The 15,466-nt window shown below is 70.7% G+C and carries 20 protein-coding genes; 15 read left to right on the top strand and 5 right to left on the bottom strand.

Going from position 1 to position 15,466, the window contains the following annotated elements; translation table 11 throughout:
- Positions 1–72: 72 nt before the first annotated feature.
- The gene (locus AC07OY_RS24115) at positions 73–573 is read left to right on the top strand and encodes a GNAT family N-acetyltransferase (protein WP_495045121.1); all 501 of its coding nucleotides are present in this window, start codon (positions 73–75) and stop codon (positions 571–573) included.
- A gap of 59 nt (positions 574–632) precedes the next feature.
- Here AC07OY_RS24115 and AC07OY_RS24110 read toward each other — a convergent pair whose 3' ends face one another.
- Complete coding sequence (locus AC07OY_RS24110) at positions 633–806, bottom strand: hypothetical protein (protein WP_495045120.1); 174 nt, start codon at positions 804–806, stop codon at positions 633–635.
- A 205-nt stretch (positions 807–1,011) separates the two neighbouring features.
- Between AC07OY_RS24110 and AC07OY_RS24105 the strand changes: the two genes are divergently transcribed.
- Complete coding sequence (locus AC07OY_RS24105) at positions 1,012–1,512, top strand: TspO/MBR family protein (protein WP_495045119.1); 501 nt, start codon at positions 1,012–1,014, stop codon at positions 1,510–1,512.
- Here AC07OY_RS24105 and AC07OY_RS24100 read toward each other — a convergent pair.
- On the bottom strand, positions 1,509–1,952 hold the full coding sequence (locus AC07OY_RS24100) for a thioesterase family protein (protein ID WP_495045118.1): 444 nt from the start codon (positions 1,950–1,952) through the stop codon (positions 1,509–1,511). The genes AC07OY_RS24105 and AC07OY_RS24100 overlap by 4 nt on opposite strands.
- A gap of 3 nt (positions 1,953–1,955) precedes the next feature.
- Positions 1,956–2,255, bottom strand: a complete 300-nt coding sequence (locus AC07OY_RS24095) for a putative quinol monooxygenase (RefSeq protein ID WP_495045117.1) — start codon at positions 2,253–2,255, stop codon at positions 1,956–1,958.
- Positions 2,256–2,368: 113 nt separating this feature from the next.
- Here AC07OY_RS24095 and AC07OY_RS24090 point away from each other — a divergent pair, with 113 nt between their 5' ends.
- The 6 genes from AC07OY_RS24090 to AC07OY_RS24065 all read left to right on the top strand — a co-directional run bounded on the left by AC07OY_RS24090 (position 2,369) and on the right by AC07OY_RS24065 (position 6,526).
- Positions 2,369–3,328 carry a GlxA family transcriptional regulator gene (locus AC07OY_RS24090; protein ID WP_495045116.1) on the top strand — a complete coding sequence of 320 codons (960 nt, stop codon included), beginning with the start codon at positions 2,369–2,371 and terminating at the stop codon, positions 3,326–3,328.
- 70 nt (positions 3,329–3,398) lie between these two features.
- The gene (locus AC07OY_RS24085; protein ID WP_495045115.1) at positions 3,399–3,746 is read left to right on the top strand and encodes a zinc ribbon domain-containing protein; all 348 of its coding nucleotides are present in this window, start codon (positions 3,399–3,401) and stop codon (positions 3,744–3,746) included.
- Between the two features lie 37 nt (positions 3,747–3,783).
- Positions 3,784–4,191, top strand: a complete 408-nt coding sequence (locus tag AC07OY_RS24080; protein ID WP_495045114.1) for a hypothetical protein — start codon at positions 3,784–3,786, stop codon at positions 4,189–4,191.
- A gap of 57 nt (positions 4,192–4,248) precedes the next feature.
- Positions 4,249–4,674 (top strand): SET domain-containing protein-lysine N-methyltransferase, encoded by a 426-nt coding sequence (locus AC07OY_RS24075; protein ID WP_495045113.1) that lies wholly within the window; start codon positions 4,249–4,251, stop codon positions 4,672–4,674.
- Positions 4,675–4,753: 79 nt separating this feature from the next.
- Entirely contained in the window at positions 4,754–6,343 is a 1,590-nt protein-coding gene (locus AC07OY_RS24070; RefSeq protein WP_495045112.1) for an EAL domain-containing protein, read from the top strand.
- 24 nt (positions 6,344–6,367) lie between these two features.
- Positions 6,368–6,526, top strand: coding sequence for a hypothetical protein (locus AC07OY_RS24065; RefSeq protein WP_495045111.1), 159 nt, complete (start codon positions 6,368–6,370; stop codon positions 6,524–6,526).
- Positions 6,527–6,563: 37 nt separating this feature from the next.
- Here the strand turns inward: AC07OY_RS24065 and dacB are convergent, their stop codons facing one another.
- The gene (gene dacB, locus AC07OY_RS24060; RefSeq protein ID WP_495045110.1) at positions 6,564–7,907 is read right to left on the bottom strand and encodes a D-alanyl-D-alanine carboxypeptidase/D-alanyl-D-alanine endopeptidase; all 1,344 of its coding nucleotides are present in this window, start codon (positions 7,905–7,907) and stop codon (positions 6,564–6,566) included.
- A 71-nt stretch (positions 7,908–7,978) separates the two neighbouring features.
- On the opposite strand from dacB, the gene tsaB reads away from it, so the two are divergent.
- From tsaB to AC07OY_RS24025, 7 genes are read left to right on the top strand one after another with little or no spacing between them, the layout of a single operon-like run.
- Positions 7,979–8,668, top strand: a complete 690-nt coding sequence (gene tsaB / locus AC07OY_RS24055; RefSeq protein ID WP_495045109.1) for a tRNA (adenosine(37)-N6)-threonylcarbamoyltransferase complex dimerization subunit type 1 TsaB — start codon at positions 7,979–7,981, stop codon at positions 8,666–8,668.
- Positions 8,665–9,147 carry a ribosomal protein S18-alanine N-acetyltransferase gene (gene rimI, locus AC07OY_RS24050; RefSeq protein ID WP_495045108.1) on the top strand — a complete coding sequence of 161 codons (483 nt, stop codon included), beginning with the start codon at positions 8,665–8,667 and terminating at the stop codon, positions 9,145–9,147. Before tsaB ends, rimI begins: the two co-directional genes overlap by 4 nt.
- Complete coding sequence (locus AC07OY_RS24045; protein WP_495045107.1) at positions 9,144–9,887, top strand: uracil-DNA glycosylase; 744 nt, start codon at positions 9,144–9,146, stop codon at positions 9,885–9,887. The genes rimI and AC07OY_RS24045 overlap by 4 nt, the downstream gene beginning before the upstream one ends.
- Positions 9,884–11,950, top strand: coding sequence for a putative bifunctional diguanylate cyclase/phosphodiesterase (locus AC07OY_RS24040; protein WP_495045106.1), 2,067 nt, complete (start codon positions 9,884–9,886; stop codon positions 11,948–11,950). Before AC07OY_RS24045 ends, AC07OY_RS24040 begins: the two co-directional genes overlap by 4 nt.
- Positions 11,951–11,955: 5 nt before the next feature.
- On the top strand, positions 11,956–13,035 hold the full coding sequence (locus AC07OY_RS24035; RefSeq protein WP_495045105.1) for a class I SAM-dependent methyltransferase: 1,080 nt from the start codon (positions 11,956–11,958) through the stop codon (positions 13,033–13,035).
- Between the two features lie 10 nt (positions 13,036–13,045).
- Entirely contained in the window at positions 13,046–13,348 is a 303-nt protein-coding gene (locus tag AC07OY_RS24030) for a c-type cytochrome (RefSeq protein WP_495045104.1), read from the top strand.
- Positions 13,348–14,592 carry an NAD(P)/FAD-dependent oxidoreductase gene (locus tag AC07OY_RS24025; protein WP_495045508.1) on the top strand — a complete coding sequence of 415 codons (1,245 nt, stop codon included), beginning with the start codon at positions 13,348–13,350 and terminating at the stop codon, positions 14,590–14,592. Before AC07OY_RS24030 ends, AC07OY_RS24025 begins: the two co-directional genes overlap by 1 nt.
- 447 nt (positions 14,593–15,039) lie before the next feature.
- On the opposite strand, the gene AC07OY_RS24020 is transcribed toward AC07OY_RS24025, so the two are convergent.
- Entirely contained in the window at positions 15,040–15,459 is a 420-nt protein-coding gene (locus AC07OY_RS24020; protein WP_495045103.1) for a VOC family protein, read from the bottom strand.
- Positions 15,460–15,466: the final 7 nt, after the last annotated feature.

The following is a 15,466-nucleotide window of genomic DNA, read 5'->3' as shown; positions in this document are numbered from 1 at the left end:
GCAGGCGGGCGAATGGCGGCGCCGCTGGGGCGAGTGGCAGCGGGCGCGTGCGAATGGCGGGTACAAACCGGCATGACATTCGAATTCACGCCGCTGGCGGAGGCCGACCTGCCCATGCTGCACGGCTGGCTGGGCCGGCCTCACGTCGCCCACTGGTGGGGGCCGGCGGACCCGATCGACGAATTGCGCGAGGACTTCCTCGGCGACGGCACGACGCGGGCCTTCATCGCCCACCTGGACGGCGAGGCAGTCGGCTTTCTGCAGTGCTACGTCGTCCTCGGCTCGGGTGACGGCTGGTGGGAGGACGAGACCGACCCCGGCGCGCGCGGCATCGACCAGTTCCTGGCGCACGAGGGCCAGCTGAATCGCGGCGTGGGCCGGGCCATGGTCAGGGCCTTCGTCGACCGGATCTTCGAAGACCCGGCCGTGACCGTCGTACAGACCGACCCCTCGCCGGACAACCCGCGCGCCATCCGCTGCTATGCGGCCGCCGGGTTCGAGGCCGTGGCCGAGGTGGTCACACCCGACGGCCCGGCCCTGCTGATGCGCTGCCGTCGCCCCGCGCCGCGCTGAGAGCGGCGCCAGGGCGTGCGGGCCGCATGGACCCGATGGCGCACGCACCAGCGAGCTGTTCAGGCCGGGGGATCCTTGAAGCGCGTGCGCGACACGGCCATCATGATGCCGACACCGGCCACGATGAGGCAGGCGATGGCCACATAGGTGGCTGCCAGGCCGGCGGTGATCAAGGCCCAGGCGACGCCGCCGAGCAGCACGGCCAAGCCCAACATGTAGAGCGCGAAAGACATGGCAACTCCTGTCGTCGACGGGGCGGTCTGCCCCATCCCGTCAGGCCACTCTAGTGAGGCGCCGCGCCGCCGGCGGTCGGACGCCGTTGAGGCCGGTGGTAGGTGGCCTCCTACCGGCATTGCGCGCCTGCGCCGTCCCGGCCGCCGCACCACGCGCCCTATCGTGGCCCCATGACTGCTGATCTCAAGAGTTAGGAGGCACGCCATGCTGCTGTCCCACCGCTCCACCTCCGCCCAGGCCGTTGGCCTGCTGGTCTGGGTTGCCATCGTCTTTGTCGCGGCCGCGCTTGGCGCCATCGCGTCCAGCGAGGCGCCGACCTTCTACGGGCAGCTCGCCAAGCCGTCCTGGGCCCCGCCGGCGGCGGTCTTCGGGCCGGTCTGGTCCCTGCTCTATGTGCTGATGGCCGTGGCGGCCTGGCTGATCTGGCGCGAGCCGCAGACGCCGGCCCGGGACGGCGCCCTGGGCCTCTTCATCGTGCAGCTCGGCGCCAATGCACTGTGGTCCTGGCTGTTCTTCGCCTGGCACCACGGCGCCGTCGCGATGGGCGAGGTGCTGCTGCTGCTCGGCCTCGTCATCGCCACGGCCCTTGCCTTCGGGCGCATCCGCCCCGCGGCGGGCTGGCTGCTGCTGCCCTACGCGCTCTGGGTCGGCTTCGCCTCCGTGCTGACCTGGACGGTCTGGCAGGCCAACCCCGGCCTGCTCTAACGCAGGCTGGACGGCAGCTCGGCAAAGTCCGCGCTGCGCTCCAACGTGCTCAGCGCCGCCATCAGCTCGGCCGGCGGCGCGACCAGCCGGCGCGCCGCCAGGTCAAGCCAGCCGCCGGTGCTGTCGATGCGGGCGCAGAGGCGGTCGCCGGCGCCGAGGATGTCGTTGCGCATCAGGAAGCGCGAGCCGTCGGCCGCCAGACCGGCCAGCACCAGCGTCACGGTGAAGGGTTGCAGCAGACCGACCTCGCGGAAGTAGGCGATTTCGTCCTTGGCGATGACGGGCCCCAGGCGCCGCTCGGCGAACCCCTTCATCTCGAAGCCGCTTTCGGCGAAGAACAGCATGCGCACGTCCGCCGCCCGGTCGAGGAAGGCGGTGTTGCGCATATGGGCGTTGCTGTCCATGTCGCCCCAGCCGGCGAAGAAGGTCTTGCTGAACATGGCTCAGGCGTTCTTCAGGCCCAGGACTTCGATGGGCTCGATATTCAGCGGGAAGACGAAGAGCTCCTGACCTTTGCTCATCAGCGCCTGGGCGATGGGGCCGCTGAGGTGGCGCTGGCGGCCGGCCTCGTCGTGGAAGGCGTCGAAGACGCCGAAGGTCGTCGGCGACAGCTTCAGTGCGAACCAGATCGGTGTCGTCGCTTCCTCGTTGGCCATGCCCAGGGCGGTGTGCAGGAAGTCCTGGGCTTCGGCGGCCTTGCCGGGCAGGGTTTCGAGGCGGACGAACAGGGCGAGCTTGATCATGGGGAACTCCTTGAGAGTGGTTGGCGTCGTGGAATCGACGTTGCGCACTCTAGGCAGGCGCTGCCCATGGAGGTATCGTCGCGAACGACAACTTTGATATCATTCACGCCATCATGAAAATGGCCGTCCTGGCCCTTGGCGGCGTCTTCGATACCGGCTTGGCCGCCGTTCTCGACACCCTGGCCACCGCCAACGAGCTGGCTGCCGCCCAGGGCTGGCCGGCGCCGCCCTTCGACGTGCGCGTCGTCGGCCTGCGCCGCCGCGTGCAGACGGCGCTGGGCCTGCAGGTGCCGGTGCAGCCGGCGGACGATGGGGCGGCCGATTGGCTGGTGCTGCCCGCCATCGGCGCCAAGATGCCGCCGGCCCTCGTCGAGGCCCTGGCCACGCGCGAGGTGCGCGACGCCACCGCCCATCTGCGCGAGCGCCATGCCGCCGGCACGCGCATCGCGGCGGCCTGCATCGGCGGCTTCGTGCTGGCCGAGTCGGGCCTGCTGGACGGCCACGAGGCCACCGTCTCCTGGTGGCTGGGCCCGCTGTTCCGCGAGCGCTACCCGGCGGTGCGCCTGGACGAATCACGCATGCTGGTGGCCTCGGGCGACTTCATCACCACCGGGGCGGCAATAGCCCACATGGACCTGGCGCTGTCGCTGGTGCGCCAGGTCAGCCCGGAGCTGGCGGCCGTGACGGCCCGCTACCTCATCGTCGATCCGCGGCCCTCGCAGGCTCCCTATGTGATCCCCGACCATCTCGCCCACAGCGACCCGCTGGTAGCCCGCTTCGAGCGCTGGGCGCGCGAGCACCTGGCCGAGGGTTTTTCACTCGACGCCGCGGCGGCCGAGCTGGCGACCAGCCCGCGCACGCTGCAGCGCCGGCTGGAGGCCGTGCTCGGCAAGTCGCCGCTGGCCTATGTGCAGGACCTGCGCGTGCAGCGCGCCGTGCATCTGCTGCAGACCAGCCGCAGCGATGTCGAGGCTATCGCGGCCCAGGTGGGCTATGCGGATGCGGTGACGCTGAGGGCGTTGCTGAGGCGCAAGCTGGGGCGGGGGGTGAGGGAACTCAGGGGGCGGGGCTAGATGCGCCGGGGAACCCTTGCTTTGTTGGCATAGTCGCGGCCTCGACACGGGAGGAGGCGGGAGTACATCGATGCGAACTTTTGATCCGAACGCCCCGCAGGCCCATTTCGTTGCGATGGCGCTGATGGTCGGCTTCCTGATGGTGAGCCTGTTCTTGTGGCGGAGCCGCAATGCAGCCCTCAAGAGAAAGGCCTTCCCCGTTCTGGCGGGGCTGCTCGGCACACTCTTCCTGGCGGTGCCGTTGGTGGCTGGCTTTCCGATCACCTCCCTCTACACCTTCGTCCCGCTGATCGTCGGGGCGGTTTGGCTCAACATCCGCTCCTTCCGGTTCTGCGACGCCTGCGGTGCAACCAACCGAGGGGGCGCCTTCATCTCGAGGTCCAAGTTCTGCTCCGAGTGCGGCGCGGAGCTGAAGTGACGGATGGGCTCACCACGACGTCCTCCTGAAGAACACCATGCGATCCAAGCTATTCACCGCCATTGCGCTGCTGCTGGCCACCTTCACGGCCAGCGCCCAGGACGCCCCGCGCTCGCAGTTCGTCGTGGTCGGTGACGTCACCACCCTGCTGGTCGGTCAGGAGGGCTATTGCGGGTCGATGGAGCGGGTGGGCGCAGACGATCTCAGGAAGATGGCCGTCCCTTCGGGCGAGCGGACCTGGGTCAGGTATGTGAGCGGCGGGATCCTGACCGGCAAGTGCTCGCTGGACTTCTCCTTCGTGCCGCAACCGGGCCAGGCCTATATCGCCAGGTACGCCCTGCTGGGCAGGACCTGCCAGGTCGAGCTGTTCCGCATCCGACCGGGCCAGGACCCTGCGCGGGAGCCGCTGACGCCGGAAGGAACCCGTTCCTGCCTGTTGCAGTGAAGCCTGCGCCTGCAGGGGCGGATGGGTTAGAACCGCAGATCGCAGCAAAGACCCACCATGCCCATCTCCTCCCCCAGCGTCTACATCAAGGACACCGGCACCGCCAAGGGCCGCGGCGCCTATGCGGTGCGCGCGCACGCCAAGGGGGAGATCGTCGAAGCCTGCCCCGTGGTGCTCTTTACTGGTTCCTACGCCTCTGTGCCCGGCGAAGTCCGCAAGCTGCTCTTCAACTGGGGCGCGCTGGCCGGCACCGGGTCGACCCATTGCCTGGCCCTGGGCTATGGCAGCCTCTACAACCATGCCAACCCGGCCAATATGCGTTACGAGGCCGATGCGGATGCCCGGCTGCTGCGCTTCATCGCCATCCGCGATGTCGCTGCCGACGAGGAGCTGACGGTCAACTACAACGCCGTCGGTGGCGGCCACGAGTCCGACCAGAACACCTGGTTCACCGGCATGGGCGTCGAGGTCTGCAGCGGCTGACACCCGCTGGAAAAACTACCCGCGCCATGCACACCCCCGATGGCATCATCGCCGCCGCAGGAGTGCTCACAGGCCGCTGATGACCAAGACGACCGCGACGCTGATCACCATCATTGCCGGGTTGCTGGCGATCGCGCTGCCCATCCTGCTGGCATTGCATATCGCGAACCGACAGGGTGAAGAAGCCGAGCTGGGCCGCGTGCTGGGCTACGCCCGGGATGCCCTGCACCGTTCGGACAGCTCGGCCGACCAGATCTACCAGGGGATTGCCCGCCTGGCCGAGGCGGGCGCGCAGCCCTGCGGCCCGGCCGAACTCGCGTTGATGCGCAAGATCGATCTGGCCTCAAGCTACATCCAGGCCATCGGCCGCGTGTCCGGCGACCGCCTGATCTGCTCGTCGCAAGGCGCGGGCCCCGATGTTCAATTCGATCTCGGCAAGCCCGATGTTCAGACGTCGACGGGCTCGAGAGTGCGTCGCAACGTCGTCTTCCCCTTTGCGCAGGGGGTGCCCTTCACCGTCGTCGAGCGCGAAGGCTTCGCGGCCATCATCCACAAGGACCTGCCCATCGACGTGTCGACCCGGGAAGGCGACCTGTCGATCGCGACCATCACGCCCGACAACCGCCAGACGCGCAGTGCGCGCGGCACCATCCGCGTCGACTGGATCGACGCGCTGGAGGGACGCCAGGAGGCGAGCTTCATCGAGGGGCGGCAGGTGGTCGCCGTCGTGAAGTCCACGCGCTATGCGACGGTGGTGGTGGCCGCGCTGCCCGTCCACCACCTGGAGGCCCGTGCGCGCTCGACCGCCCTGGTGCTGGTGCCGGCCGGCCTCGCGGCAAGCGCACTGCTGGTCTGGGCCCTGCTGCGCGCCGTGCGCATGCAGCTGGCCCTGCCGGCCGTGCTGAAGGTAGCGCTGCGCCGCCAGGAGTTCTTCCTCGCCTACCAGCCCATCGTCGACCTGAAGACGGGGCGCTGGGTCGGCGCCGAGGCGCTGATCCGCTGGCGCCGGCCGAGCGGCGAGCTGGTCAGGCCTGACCTCTTCATTCCGGTCGCGGAGGAGAGCGGCCTCATCACGCGCGTGACGGCGGAGGTGCTGCGCCTCGCCGGACGCGATGCCGCCGGGCTGTTCAAGCGCCATCCGCATTTCCACCTCGGCATCAACCTGTCCGCGGCCGACCTGCAATCGCGCGACACGCTGGAGCTGCTGGGCGAGCTGGGGCGGCAGACCGGCGCGGCGGCCGGCAATCTGCTGGTCGAGGCCACCGAGCGCGGCTTCATGGACGCCGACGTCGCGCGGGAGATGGTCAGGCAGGTGCGCGCCGACGGCATCCGCGTCGCCATCGACGATTTCGGCACCGGCTACTCCAGCCTGTCCTATCTCGAGACCTTCGAACTGGACTATCTGAAGATCGACAAGTCTTTTGTCGACAAGATCGGCACCGAGGCGGCCACCAGCCAGGTCGCCCTGCACATCATCGAGATGGCCAAGGACCTGAAGCTGGAGATGATTGCCGAGGGCGTCGAGACCGAGGCGCAGGCCGCCTTCCTGCGCGACCACGGCGTGCAGTACGCCCAGGGCTGGCTGTTCAGCAAGCCGCTGGCGTTCGCCGACCTGCAGGCTGGGCTCGCGGCGCAGGTCGTTGAGCCGCTCGAAGTGCCGCCGGCTTAGCGCACCTTGAATTGGAGCGCTCCCATGGGCATGTTCTGGCAGTACTTCAGCATCGAGCCCAAGCGGTGGCATGCCTTGCTCGGCGGCGGCCCGGCGTTCGAGCTCGCCGAACAGAAGGAGTTGCTACTCCCATTGGAGAAGGCCGTGGCCGGGAAAAAATACTTGGCGGCGCGGTACACATGAGCTCAAGGCCTTTCCTTGATTGACGATCTGCGCGTTCTCATCGCCCGGCTTTCCCTTCCGGCGCGTCCTGCGCCACCCACCGCAACAGCGCATCCAGCACGCCCCGCCCGGCTTGGGCCTGTGGGTGATTGACGACCGCCACCAACACCCAGCGCTTGCCCGAGGGCGCGTCGACGATGCCGGCCAGGGCGACCACGTCGCGCAGCGAGCCCGTCTTCAGATGCGCCCGCCCTGCCGCCGCGCCAAAGCGACCGGGCTGGCGTGACAGCGTGCCGTCCAGCCCGGCCACCGGCAGCGAGGCGAGCAGTTCCGGCATCCACGCCTGCTGCCAGCCCCAGCGCAGCAGGGCCGCCAGTTGGGCCGGGCTGATGCGGGTCTCGCGCGCCAGGCCCGAGCCGTTGACGACGCGGCTGGGTGGCGTCGTGCCGACATGGGCCTCCAGCCAGACCTGCAGCCAGGTCGCCGCCGTATCGGGCGAGGGCGCCGGCACGCCGGCGGCGCGGGCGGTGCTGAGCAGGATCTGCTGGGCGATCAGATTGCTGCTGGCCTTGTTCATGTCACGCAGGGCTTCGCCCAGCGTCGGTCCTGGCCAGAATTGCGTCGGCGCGACGGTGGGCGGTGGCGCATCGATGACGACAGCCTCGCCGCGCCAGGCGATGCCGGCTTCGCGCAGCATCAGCGTCAGCAGCCGCCCCGGATAGGTGGCGGGATCGGGGTCGGCCAGCGTCCAGGTCTGCTCGCCGCAGGCTGCGGGAAAGCTGCCGGTGAAGCGCGGGCGCTGCCCCGCCGCCCATTGCAGCTTCAGCGCGCTGCGCCAGTCGCCGCAGGGGCCGGCGGTCGTGGGCACGAGGGCGGGCGGGTCCAGCGGCGGGTCGGCGGTGATGCGGGCCTGCGTGCCGTCGATGACGCGGATGGTGTAGCCCACCGCCTTGGCGTTCAGCAGCAGGGCCTCGGGCAGGGCGTTGCCGACGCGCCAGGGCTCGCCGTCGAAATCACCCGGCTCGGCCGTGCCCGGCGTGAAGGCGCCGCGGTCCAGGCGCAGCGGGCCGCGCAACTCGGTGACGCCCAGGCGCTTGAGCCCGATCCAGAGCTTCTCGGTGGACAGGCGCGGATCGCCGCTGCCCTGGAGAGTGAGGCCGCCGTCCTCGGTCAGCCAGACCGGCGTCTGCCATTGCCAGGCCGGGCCCAGGGTGTCCAGGGCGGCCATGCTGGTGACGAGCTTGGTCAGCGAGGCCGGGTTCTGGGCCAGATCGGCCTGCCAGGCCAGGCGGGGCCTGGCTTCATCCAGGGCCTGGACGACGACGCCCAGGGCCGTGGCCGGCAACTGGGCCTGGCGCAGCGCGACCTGGACCGACAGCGGCAGCGGTTCGGCCGCCTGCACCCCCAGGATCCACCCCGCCAGCACCCATCCCAACGCCCGTTTGCCCATGACCCGAAAGTTACACTGCCTTGATGCCCTCTCTCCTGGCTCTCGACAGCTCCACCGACACGATGGCCCTGGCCCTCGTGGCGCAGGGCCAGACCCGGGTTTTCGAGGCCCAGGGCGGTGCCCAGGCCTCGGCGCGCCTGCTGCCCGAGGTCAAGGCCCTGCTGGCCGGCGCGGGGGTGGCGATGGCCGACCTGGACGCCATCGCCTTCGGCCAGGGCCCCGGTGCCTTCACCGGCCTGCGCACCGCCTGCGCCGTCGCCCAGGGCCTGGCCTTCGGCCTGGACAAGCCGGTGCTGGCCGTCGACAGCCTGATGCTGGTGGCCGAGGACGCCCGCGGCCAGGGCGCCGGTGACGATATCTGGGTGGCCATGGATGCGCGCATCGGCGAGATCTATGCCGCGCACTACCGCTGGGCCGATGCCGGCTGGCAGGTCGTCGAGGCGCCGGCCCTCTACAAGCCCGAAGTCCTGGCTGCGCACTGGGGCGAACCCACCGCGGTCGCCGGCACGGCCTTGAACGAATATGCCGAGGCCCTGGGCACCCTGCCCCATGCCTGGCCGCAGGCGCGCTCGCGCGCCGTGGCCCTGGGCGCACTCGCGCTGGCGGCCTGGCAGCGCGGCGAGATGCGCGACGCGGCCGAGGCTTTGCCCGTCTATGTGCGCGACAAGGTTGCCCTGACCACGGCCGAGCGCGAGCAGAAGGCGGCGCCATGAACGCCGTCGTCCAGCCCAGCACGCCGCCCTTCGAGGCCGCGGCCATGCGTATCCCCGACCTGACCGAGATCATCGCGGTCGAGCGCCAGGCCTATCCGGTGCCGTGGACGCATGGCAATTTCGTCGACTCCCTGGCCGCCGCCTATCCGGCGGAAGTGCTGCGCGGGGCGCGCGCCGAGCTGCTCGGCTACTGGGTCGCCATGCCGGGCGTGGACGAGATGCACCTGCTCAACATCACCGTCGTGCCCGCCTGGCAGGGCCGCGGCCTGGCCGTGGCCATGCTGGACCGCCTGGTGGCCGACTGCCGCCGCCGCGGCCTGACCCAGCTGTGGCTGGAGGTGCGCGTCAGCAACGAGCGCGCCCGCGAGGTCTACCGCTGCTATGGCTTTGCCGAGGTCGGCAAGCGCCGCGCCTACTACCCGGTGCAGCAAGGGCCGCGCGAGGACGCCATCCTGATGAGCCTGGCGGTGCCGGCATGAGCTGGGACAGCCGCCAAAGGGCCATGCTGGCCGAGATGGGCTTCCGCGTGCCGGCGGCTGCCGCTGGGGCGGCCGAAGCGTTGGCGGTCGTCGAGGCCGAGCCCGAACCCATCACCGTCGCGGCGCCTCCGCCCGCCGTCATCCGTGTCGCCGCGCCCTCGGCCGCGCCCAGTCTGGCCGGCCTGGATCTGGCGTCGCTGCGCGAGGCCGTGCTGGCGGGCCAAGCCTGCGGCGGCTGCCAGCACCGCGTCCACCTGTTCGGCCGCGGCGCCGAATCACAGGTGGACTGGCTGGTCGTCACCGACCCGCCGGAGGAAGCCGACGAGGCGGCCGGCCAGTTGATCAGCGGCGATGCCGGCCGGCTGCTGGACCGCATGCTGAAAGCCGCCGGCCTGAGCCTGGGCGGCGAGGGCGCGAACGCCTTCGTGGCGCCGCTGGTGCCCGGCCGGGCGCCGCGTGGCCGCCAGCCGCTGCCGCCGGAGCTGGAGGCCGGCGAGGCCGTGCTCGCCGCCCAAGCCGAGCTGCTGCGCCCCCGCCTCGTGCTGGCCATGGGCCTGCAGGCGGCGCGCCGCCTCACCGGCCTGGCCGAGCCCCTGGGCAAGCTGCGCGGCCGCGTGCATGCCTGGCGCGACCTGCCCGTCGTGGTCACCTACCATCCGGCCTACCTGTTGCGTTCGCCGGCGGACAAGGCCGGCGCCTGGGACGACCTGTGTCTGGCCCGCAAGACCGCCAACTCATGAAGACCGGGGTCGAAGCCGCCCTGGAGAACGAGGCCGCGCGCTTCAAGCTGCTGGCCGACTATGTGCCGGCCTGGATCGCGCTGTACGACGCCAAGACCGAACGCTGCCTGTTCGCCAACCGCGGCTATGCCGAGGCCTTCGGCCTGACCGAGGAGAGCATCCTCGGCAAGACCTTCGGCGAGATCATCGGCCCCGAGGCGCTGAAGGTGATCCAGCCGGCCGTCGACCGCGTGCTGGCCGAGCGCATCGCCGTCAGCTATGAGCGCGAGCTGCCTGAGGCCGACGGCACGCCGCGCTGGATCGAGGTCCACCTCATCCCCCAGCTCGGCGAGGACGGCGTGCCGGTGGCCAGCTGCGTGATGATCAACGACATCACCAAGCACCGCCTGGCCGAGCGCCAGGTGCGCGAGTCCGAGGCGCGCCTGGACAAGTTCATGCGGGCCACGGTGGAGGGCATCCTCTTCCACAAGGACGGCATCACCACCGACGTGAACCCGCCCTGCTGCGAGCTGGTCGGCTACACCCTGCAGGAGATGGTGGGGCGGCATGTGCTGTCCTTCATCGCCGAGGACGAGCTGAACAAGGTCAAGGAGGTCATGCGCCTGGGCAAGGAGGTGCGCTACGAGACTGCCGTCTCGCACAAGGACGGCACGCGCATCCCGGTCGAGTTCATCGTGCGCACCATCGAGCGCGATGGCGAGAAGCTGCGCATGACCATCGTGCGCGACATCCGCGACCGCCTCGCCAGCGAGGCCCGCATCCAGCACCTGGCCCACCACGACGCGCTGACCGGCCTGCTCAACCGCGCCGCCTTCATGGACCGCATGGCCCTGCTGATGCGCCGCGCCGAGCGCAAGGGCGAGATCCTGGCCCTGCTCTTCATCGACCTGGACAACTTCAAGCGCGTCAACGACTCCCTGGGGCATCTCGAAGGCGACCAGGTGCTGACGACGGTGTCCGAGCGCCTGGTCGGCGCGCTGCGCGCCAGCGACCTCGTGGGTCGTTTCGGCGGCGACGAGTTCGTCGTGCTGCTCAGCGACCTGACCAGCCGCGACGACATCAAGGTGGTGCTGGACGCGCTGCTGTCCGTCGTCGAGGTGCCCGTCAAGGCCGACGGCCGCGCGCTGTCCGTCACGCCGTCCATCGGCGTGGCCGTCTATCCCGACGACGGCAAGCAGGCCGACGAGCTCATCCAGCATGCCGACACGGCCATGTACAGCGCCAAGGCCCGCGGCCGCGCCACCTACCAGTTCTTCGAGCCGGCCCTGGCCGCGACGGCCTATGCCGACCTGGTGCTGGAGGCCGAACTGGCCCAGGGCCTGACGCGCAACGAGTTCGAACTCTTCTTCCAGCCCCAGGTCGAGGCGACGACGGGCCAGCTGTCCGGCGCCGAGGCCCTGCTGCGCTGGCGCCATCCGCAGCGCGGCCTGCTGAGCCCCGACAGCTTCATCTTCGTCGCCGAACGCCACCGCCTGATGCTCAACCTCGGCGAATGGGTGCTGCGCGAGGCCGCCGTGACGGCGCGGCGCTGGCGCGAGAAAGGGTTGACCAGCGGCCACGGGCCGATGCGCATCGCCGTCAACCTGTCGCGCATCCAGTTCCACCTCGACGGCTTTGCCGACACCGTCAAGCGAGTGCTGGCCGATTCCGGCGCCCAGGGCCAGTGGCTGGAGCTGGAGCTGACCGAACGCATGCTCATCGACGACATCACCCATGCGCCGGCCACGCTCACCCAGCTGCGCGCCCTGGGCCTGACCGTGTCGGTCGACGATTTCGGCACCGGCTACACCTCGCTGGCCCACCTGACCGAGCTGCCGCTGGACAAGCTCAAGATCGACCAGGGCTTCGTCGCCCGCCTGCCCGACGACGTCGGCGCCCAGGCCATCACCAAGGCCATCGTGCAGATGGCCGTCGGCCTGGGGCTGACCGTCACCGCCGAGGGCGTGCGCAGCGCCGCCCAATGGCAGCTGCTGGCCGGCTGGGGCTGCCAGCAGTTCCAGGGCGAGCTGGTGGGCGCGCCGATGTCGGCGGCCGATTTCGAAGCCTGGGTGAAAGCCAGGTGAGCGCGATGAGCCTTGTGGACAAGGTCCACGCCGAGATCGCCGCCGCCGGCGGCTGGCTGCCCTTCGACCGCTTCATGGCCATGGCCCTGTACGAGCCCGGTCTCGGCTATTACGCCGGTGGCCGGCGCAAGTTCGGCCAGATGCCCAGCGAAGGCTCGGACTTCGTCACGGCGCCCGAGATGTCGCCGCTGTTCGGCCGCGCGCTGGCCCGCCAGCTGGCCCAGGCCATGATTGCTGCCGGCTGCCGCGACGTCGTCGAGTTCGGCGCCGGCTCGGGCGCGCTGGCGGCCCAGCTCATCGCCGAGCTGGATGCGCTGGACGCCGGGCTGGCGCGCTACCGCATCGTCGAGCTGTCGGCCGAGCTGCGTGAGCGCCAGCGCGAGCGTCTCGCGCACTGGGGCGACCGCGTCGACTGGCTGGATGCGCTGCCGGACGAGCTGGAGGCCGTCGTCATCGGCAACGAGGTGCTGGACGCGATGCCGGTCCAGCTCATCGCCTTCGACGGCCAGGCCTGGCGCGAGCGCGGCGTGGTCTCGAGTGGCAAAGGCTTCGCCTTCGAGGACCGCGACAGCATGCTGCGCCCGCCGCTGGAGACGGGTTTCGTGCCGGGCACAGTCACCGAGATCCACCCCCAGGGCGAGGCCTTCATCACGACGCTGGCCCGCACGCTCAAGCGTGGCGCCGCCTTCTTCATCGACTACGGTTTCCCCGAGGCCGAGTACTACCACCCGCAGCGCCGCGGCGGCACGCTGATGTGCCACCAAGGCCATCTGGCCGACCCTGACCCGCTGCTGGCCGTGGGCGACAAGGACATCACGGCCCACGTCAACTTCACCGGCGTGGCGCTGGCGGGCCAGGACGCCGGCCTGGTCGTGCTGGGCTATACCAGCCAAGCCAATTTCCTGCTCAACTGCGGCATCGCCGATCTGCTGGCCGGCACCTCCCTGGGTGAGCGGGCCATGGCCCACCGCCTGCTGGCCGAGCATGAGATGGGCGAGCTGTTCAAGGTGATCGGCTTCGCGCCGCTGCATGGCAGTTTTGATGCCCTGGGTTTTGAACGCGGAGACCGATCGCACAAGCTCTGAGGAGATGTGGATGAAGGCTTGGCCGTTGTTGTGGATGACGCTGCTGCTGTGCGCCCCGGCGCTGGCGCAGGACCTCAACGTCGGCCGCAGCCTCGCGGCCACCTGCGCCGGCTGCCACGGCACGAACGGCCGCCCGCGCGGCCAGGTCATGCCGCCGCTGGCCGGCATGAAGGCCGAGGCCATGCTGGATCTGCTGGCCGATTACCGCAGCGGCAGGCAGCCGGGCAGTGTCATGCCGCAGATCGTCAAGGGCTACACCGAGGAGCAACTGCGCCTCGTGGCCGCCTATTTCGCGAGCCAGGCCAAGCCATGATGGACCGTCGCCAGCTGATTGCAGCGGGGGGACTGGCCCTCGCGGGTTGCGCCACGCCGCCCGCACCGGCGGCCCGCGTCGTCGTCGTGGGCGGCGGCTTCGGCGGCGCGACCGCGGCGCGCTATCTGAAGCTCTGGGGCGGGCCGGCCGTCGACGTGACGCTGGTGGAGCGCAACGACGGCTTCATCTCTTGCCCCATGTCCAACCTCGTCATCGCCGGCGCGCGCGACCCGCTCAGCATCGCCCATGGCTACGCCAGCCTGGAGGCGCGCGGCGTGAAGCGGCTGCGCGCCGAGGTTGTCGGCATCGATCCGGTGGCCAGGACGATTCGCTTCGCTGACCGCAGCACGCTGGGCTGGGACCGTCTGGTACTGGCCCCCGGCATCGACTTCATGCTGGACGCCGTGCCCGGCCTCGGCGCCGCCCTCGACAGCGGCCGCGCCGTGCATGCCTGGCGGGCCGGCGCCCAGACCATGGCCCTGCGCCGCCAGCTCGAGGCCCTGCCCGAGGGCGGCGTCGTGCTGATGAGCATCCCCAAGGCACCCTACCGCTGTCCGCCCGGGCCCTATGAGCGGGCCTGCCTGATCGCCTCCTATCTGAGGCGCGCCAGGCCGCGCGCCAAGCTGCTGGTGCTGGACGCCAACCCCGAGGTGCAGAGCAAGAAGGCCCTGTTCGAGCGCGCCTTCACCCAGCACCATGCCGGCGTGCTGGAGTACCGGCCGAATGCCGAGCTCAGGGAGGTGCTGGCCGACGGCACGGCGCGCTTCGAGTTCGAGGATGTGAAGGCCGATGTGCTGAACCTGATTCCGCCGCAGCGCGCCGGAGCCCTGGCGCGCGACTTCGCCAATGTGAACGGCCGCTGGGTCGGCGTCGATTGGCTGAGCATGCAGGCCCAGGCGGCGCCGGGCGTGCATGTCGTCGGCGACGCGATCTTCTCGGCGCCGGGCATGCCCAAGTCGGGCCACCTGGCCAACCAGCAGGCCAAGCTGGCCGCCGCCGCCGTGCTGCAACTGCTCAGGGGCGAGGCGCCCCACCCGGCGCCGGTCGTCATGAACACCTGCTACAGCTTCGTCACGCCGGGCGAGGCCATGCATGTGGCCTCCGTCCACCAGTACGACGCGGCGGACAAGACCATGAAGGCCGTGCCCGGCGCCGGTGGCGTGTCGCCGGCCGCGAGCGCGGCCGAAGCCGCCATCGCGCTGGCCTGGGCCGAGAACATCTGGGCCGACAGCCTAGGGCAGTAGGCCGCCCAGGCTGGCCAGCGTCGGCGCGCCGGCGCCACGCCAAGCGGCGAGGGCCGCCCAGGCCTTGCGCGTGGCGGCATCGTCGTCCCGGCCGGCGCGGTGGCGGGCCTCCAGCCACTGGCTGACGCTGTCCAGCGGATGGCCGGCGGCCAGGCCGGCGGGCCGGGCGGCGCGGGCCCGAGCAGGGCGGCGATGCCCGTGTGCGTCAGCAGGCCGAGGGCCGCGCGCTCGCGCATGAAGCGCCTGGCGACGGCGGGCGTGGCGCTGTCGCCATGCAGCAGCTTGATGGCGGCGCGGGCCTGGTAGAGGCCGTCGTCGCGTTCGGCTTCCCAGACTTCGCCCAGGCCGCCGCTGCCGATGCGCCGCCACAGCACCCAGGCGCCCAGCCTGAGGCCGGCCAGGGCCGCGGTGTCGGCCGCTTCGGCCTGCATGGCTGGCGGCGTGGGCCTACCAGCTGCCGGTGTTGGGCATGGAGGCCCAGGGCTCGGCGGGTGCAAGCGAAGGGCCGGCCTGCAGCAGCTCGACGGAGATGCCGTCCGGCGAGCGCACAAAGGCCATGCGGCCGTCGCGCGGCGGGCGGTTGATGGTCACGCCATGGTCGGCCAGCTTCTGGCAGGCGGCGTAGATGTCGGGCACGGCATAGGCGAGATGGCCGAAGTTGCGGCCGCCGGCGTAGCCGCTTTCATCCCAGTTGTGGGTCAGCTCGACCTGGGCTTGGTCATCCCCCGGCGCGGCCAGGAAGATCAGCGTGAAGCGGCCGGCTTCGTGCTCGGAGCGGCGCAGCTCGCGCAGGCCGAGGGCGTCGCAGTAGAACTTCAGCGAGGCGTCGAGGTCGCTGACGCGGACCATGGTGTGGAGGTATTTCATGGGGCCG

It is taken from the genome of Roseateles sp. GW821-FHT09H10 (assembly GCF_059415865.1).
This window is presented reverse-complemented; position numbering and strand designations above follow the sequence as displayed.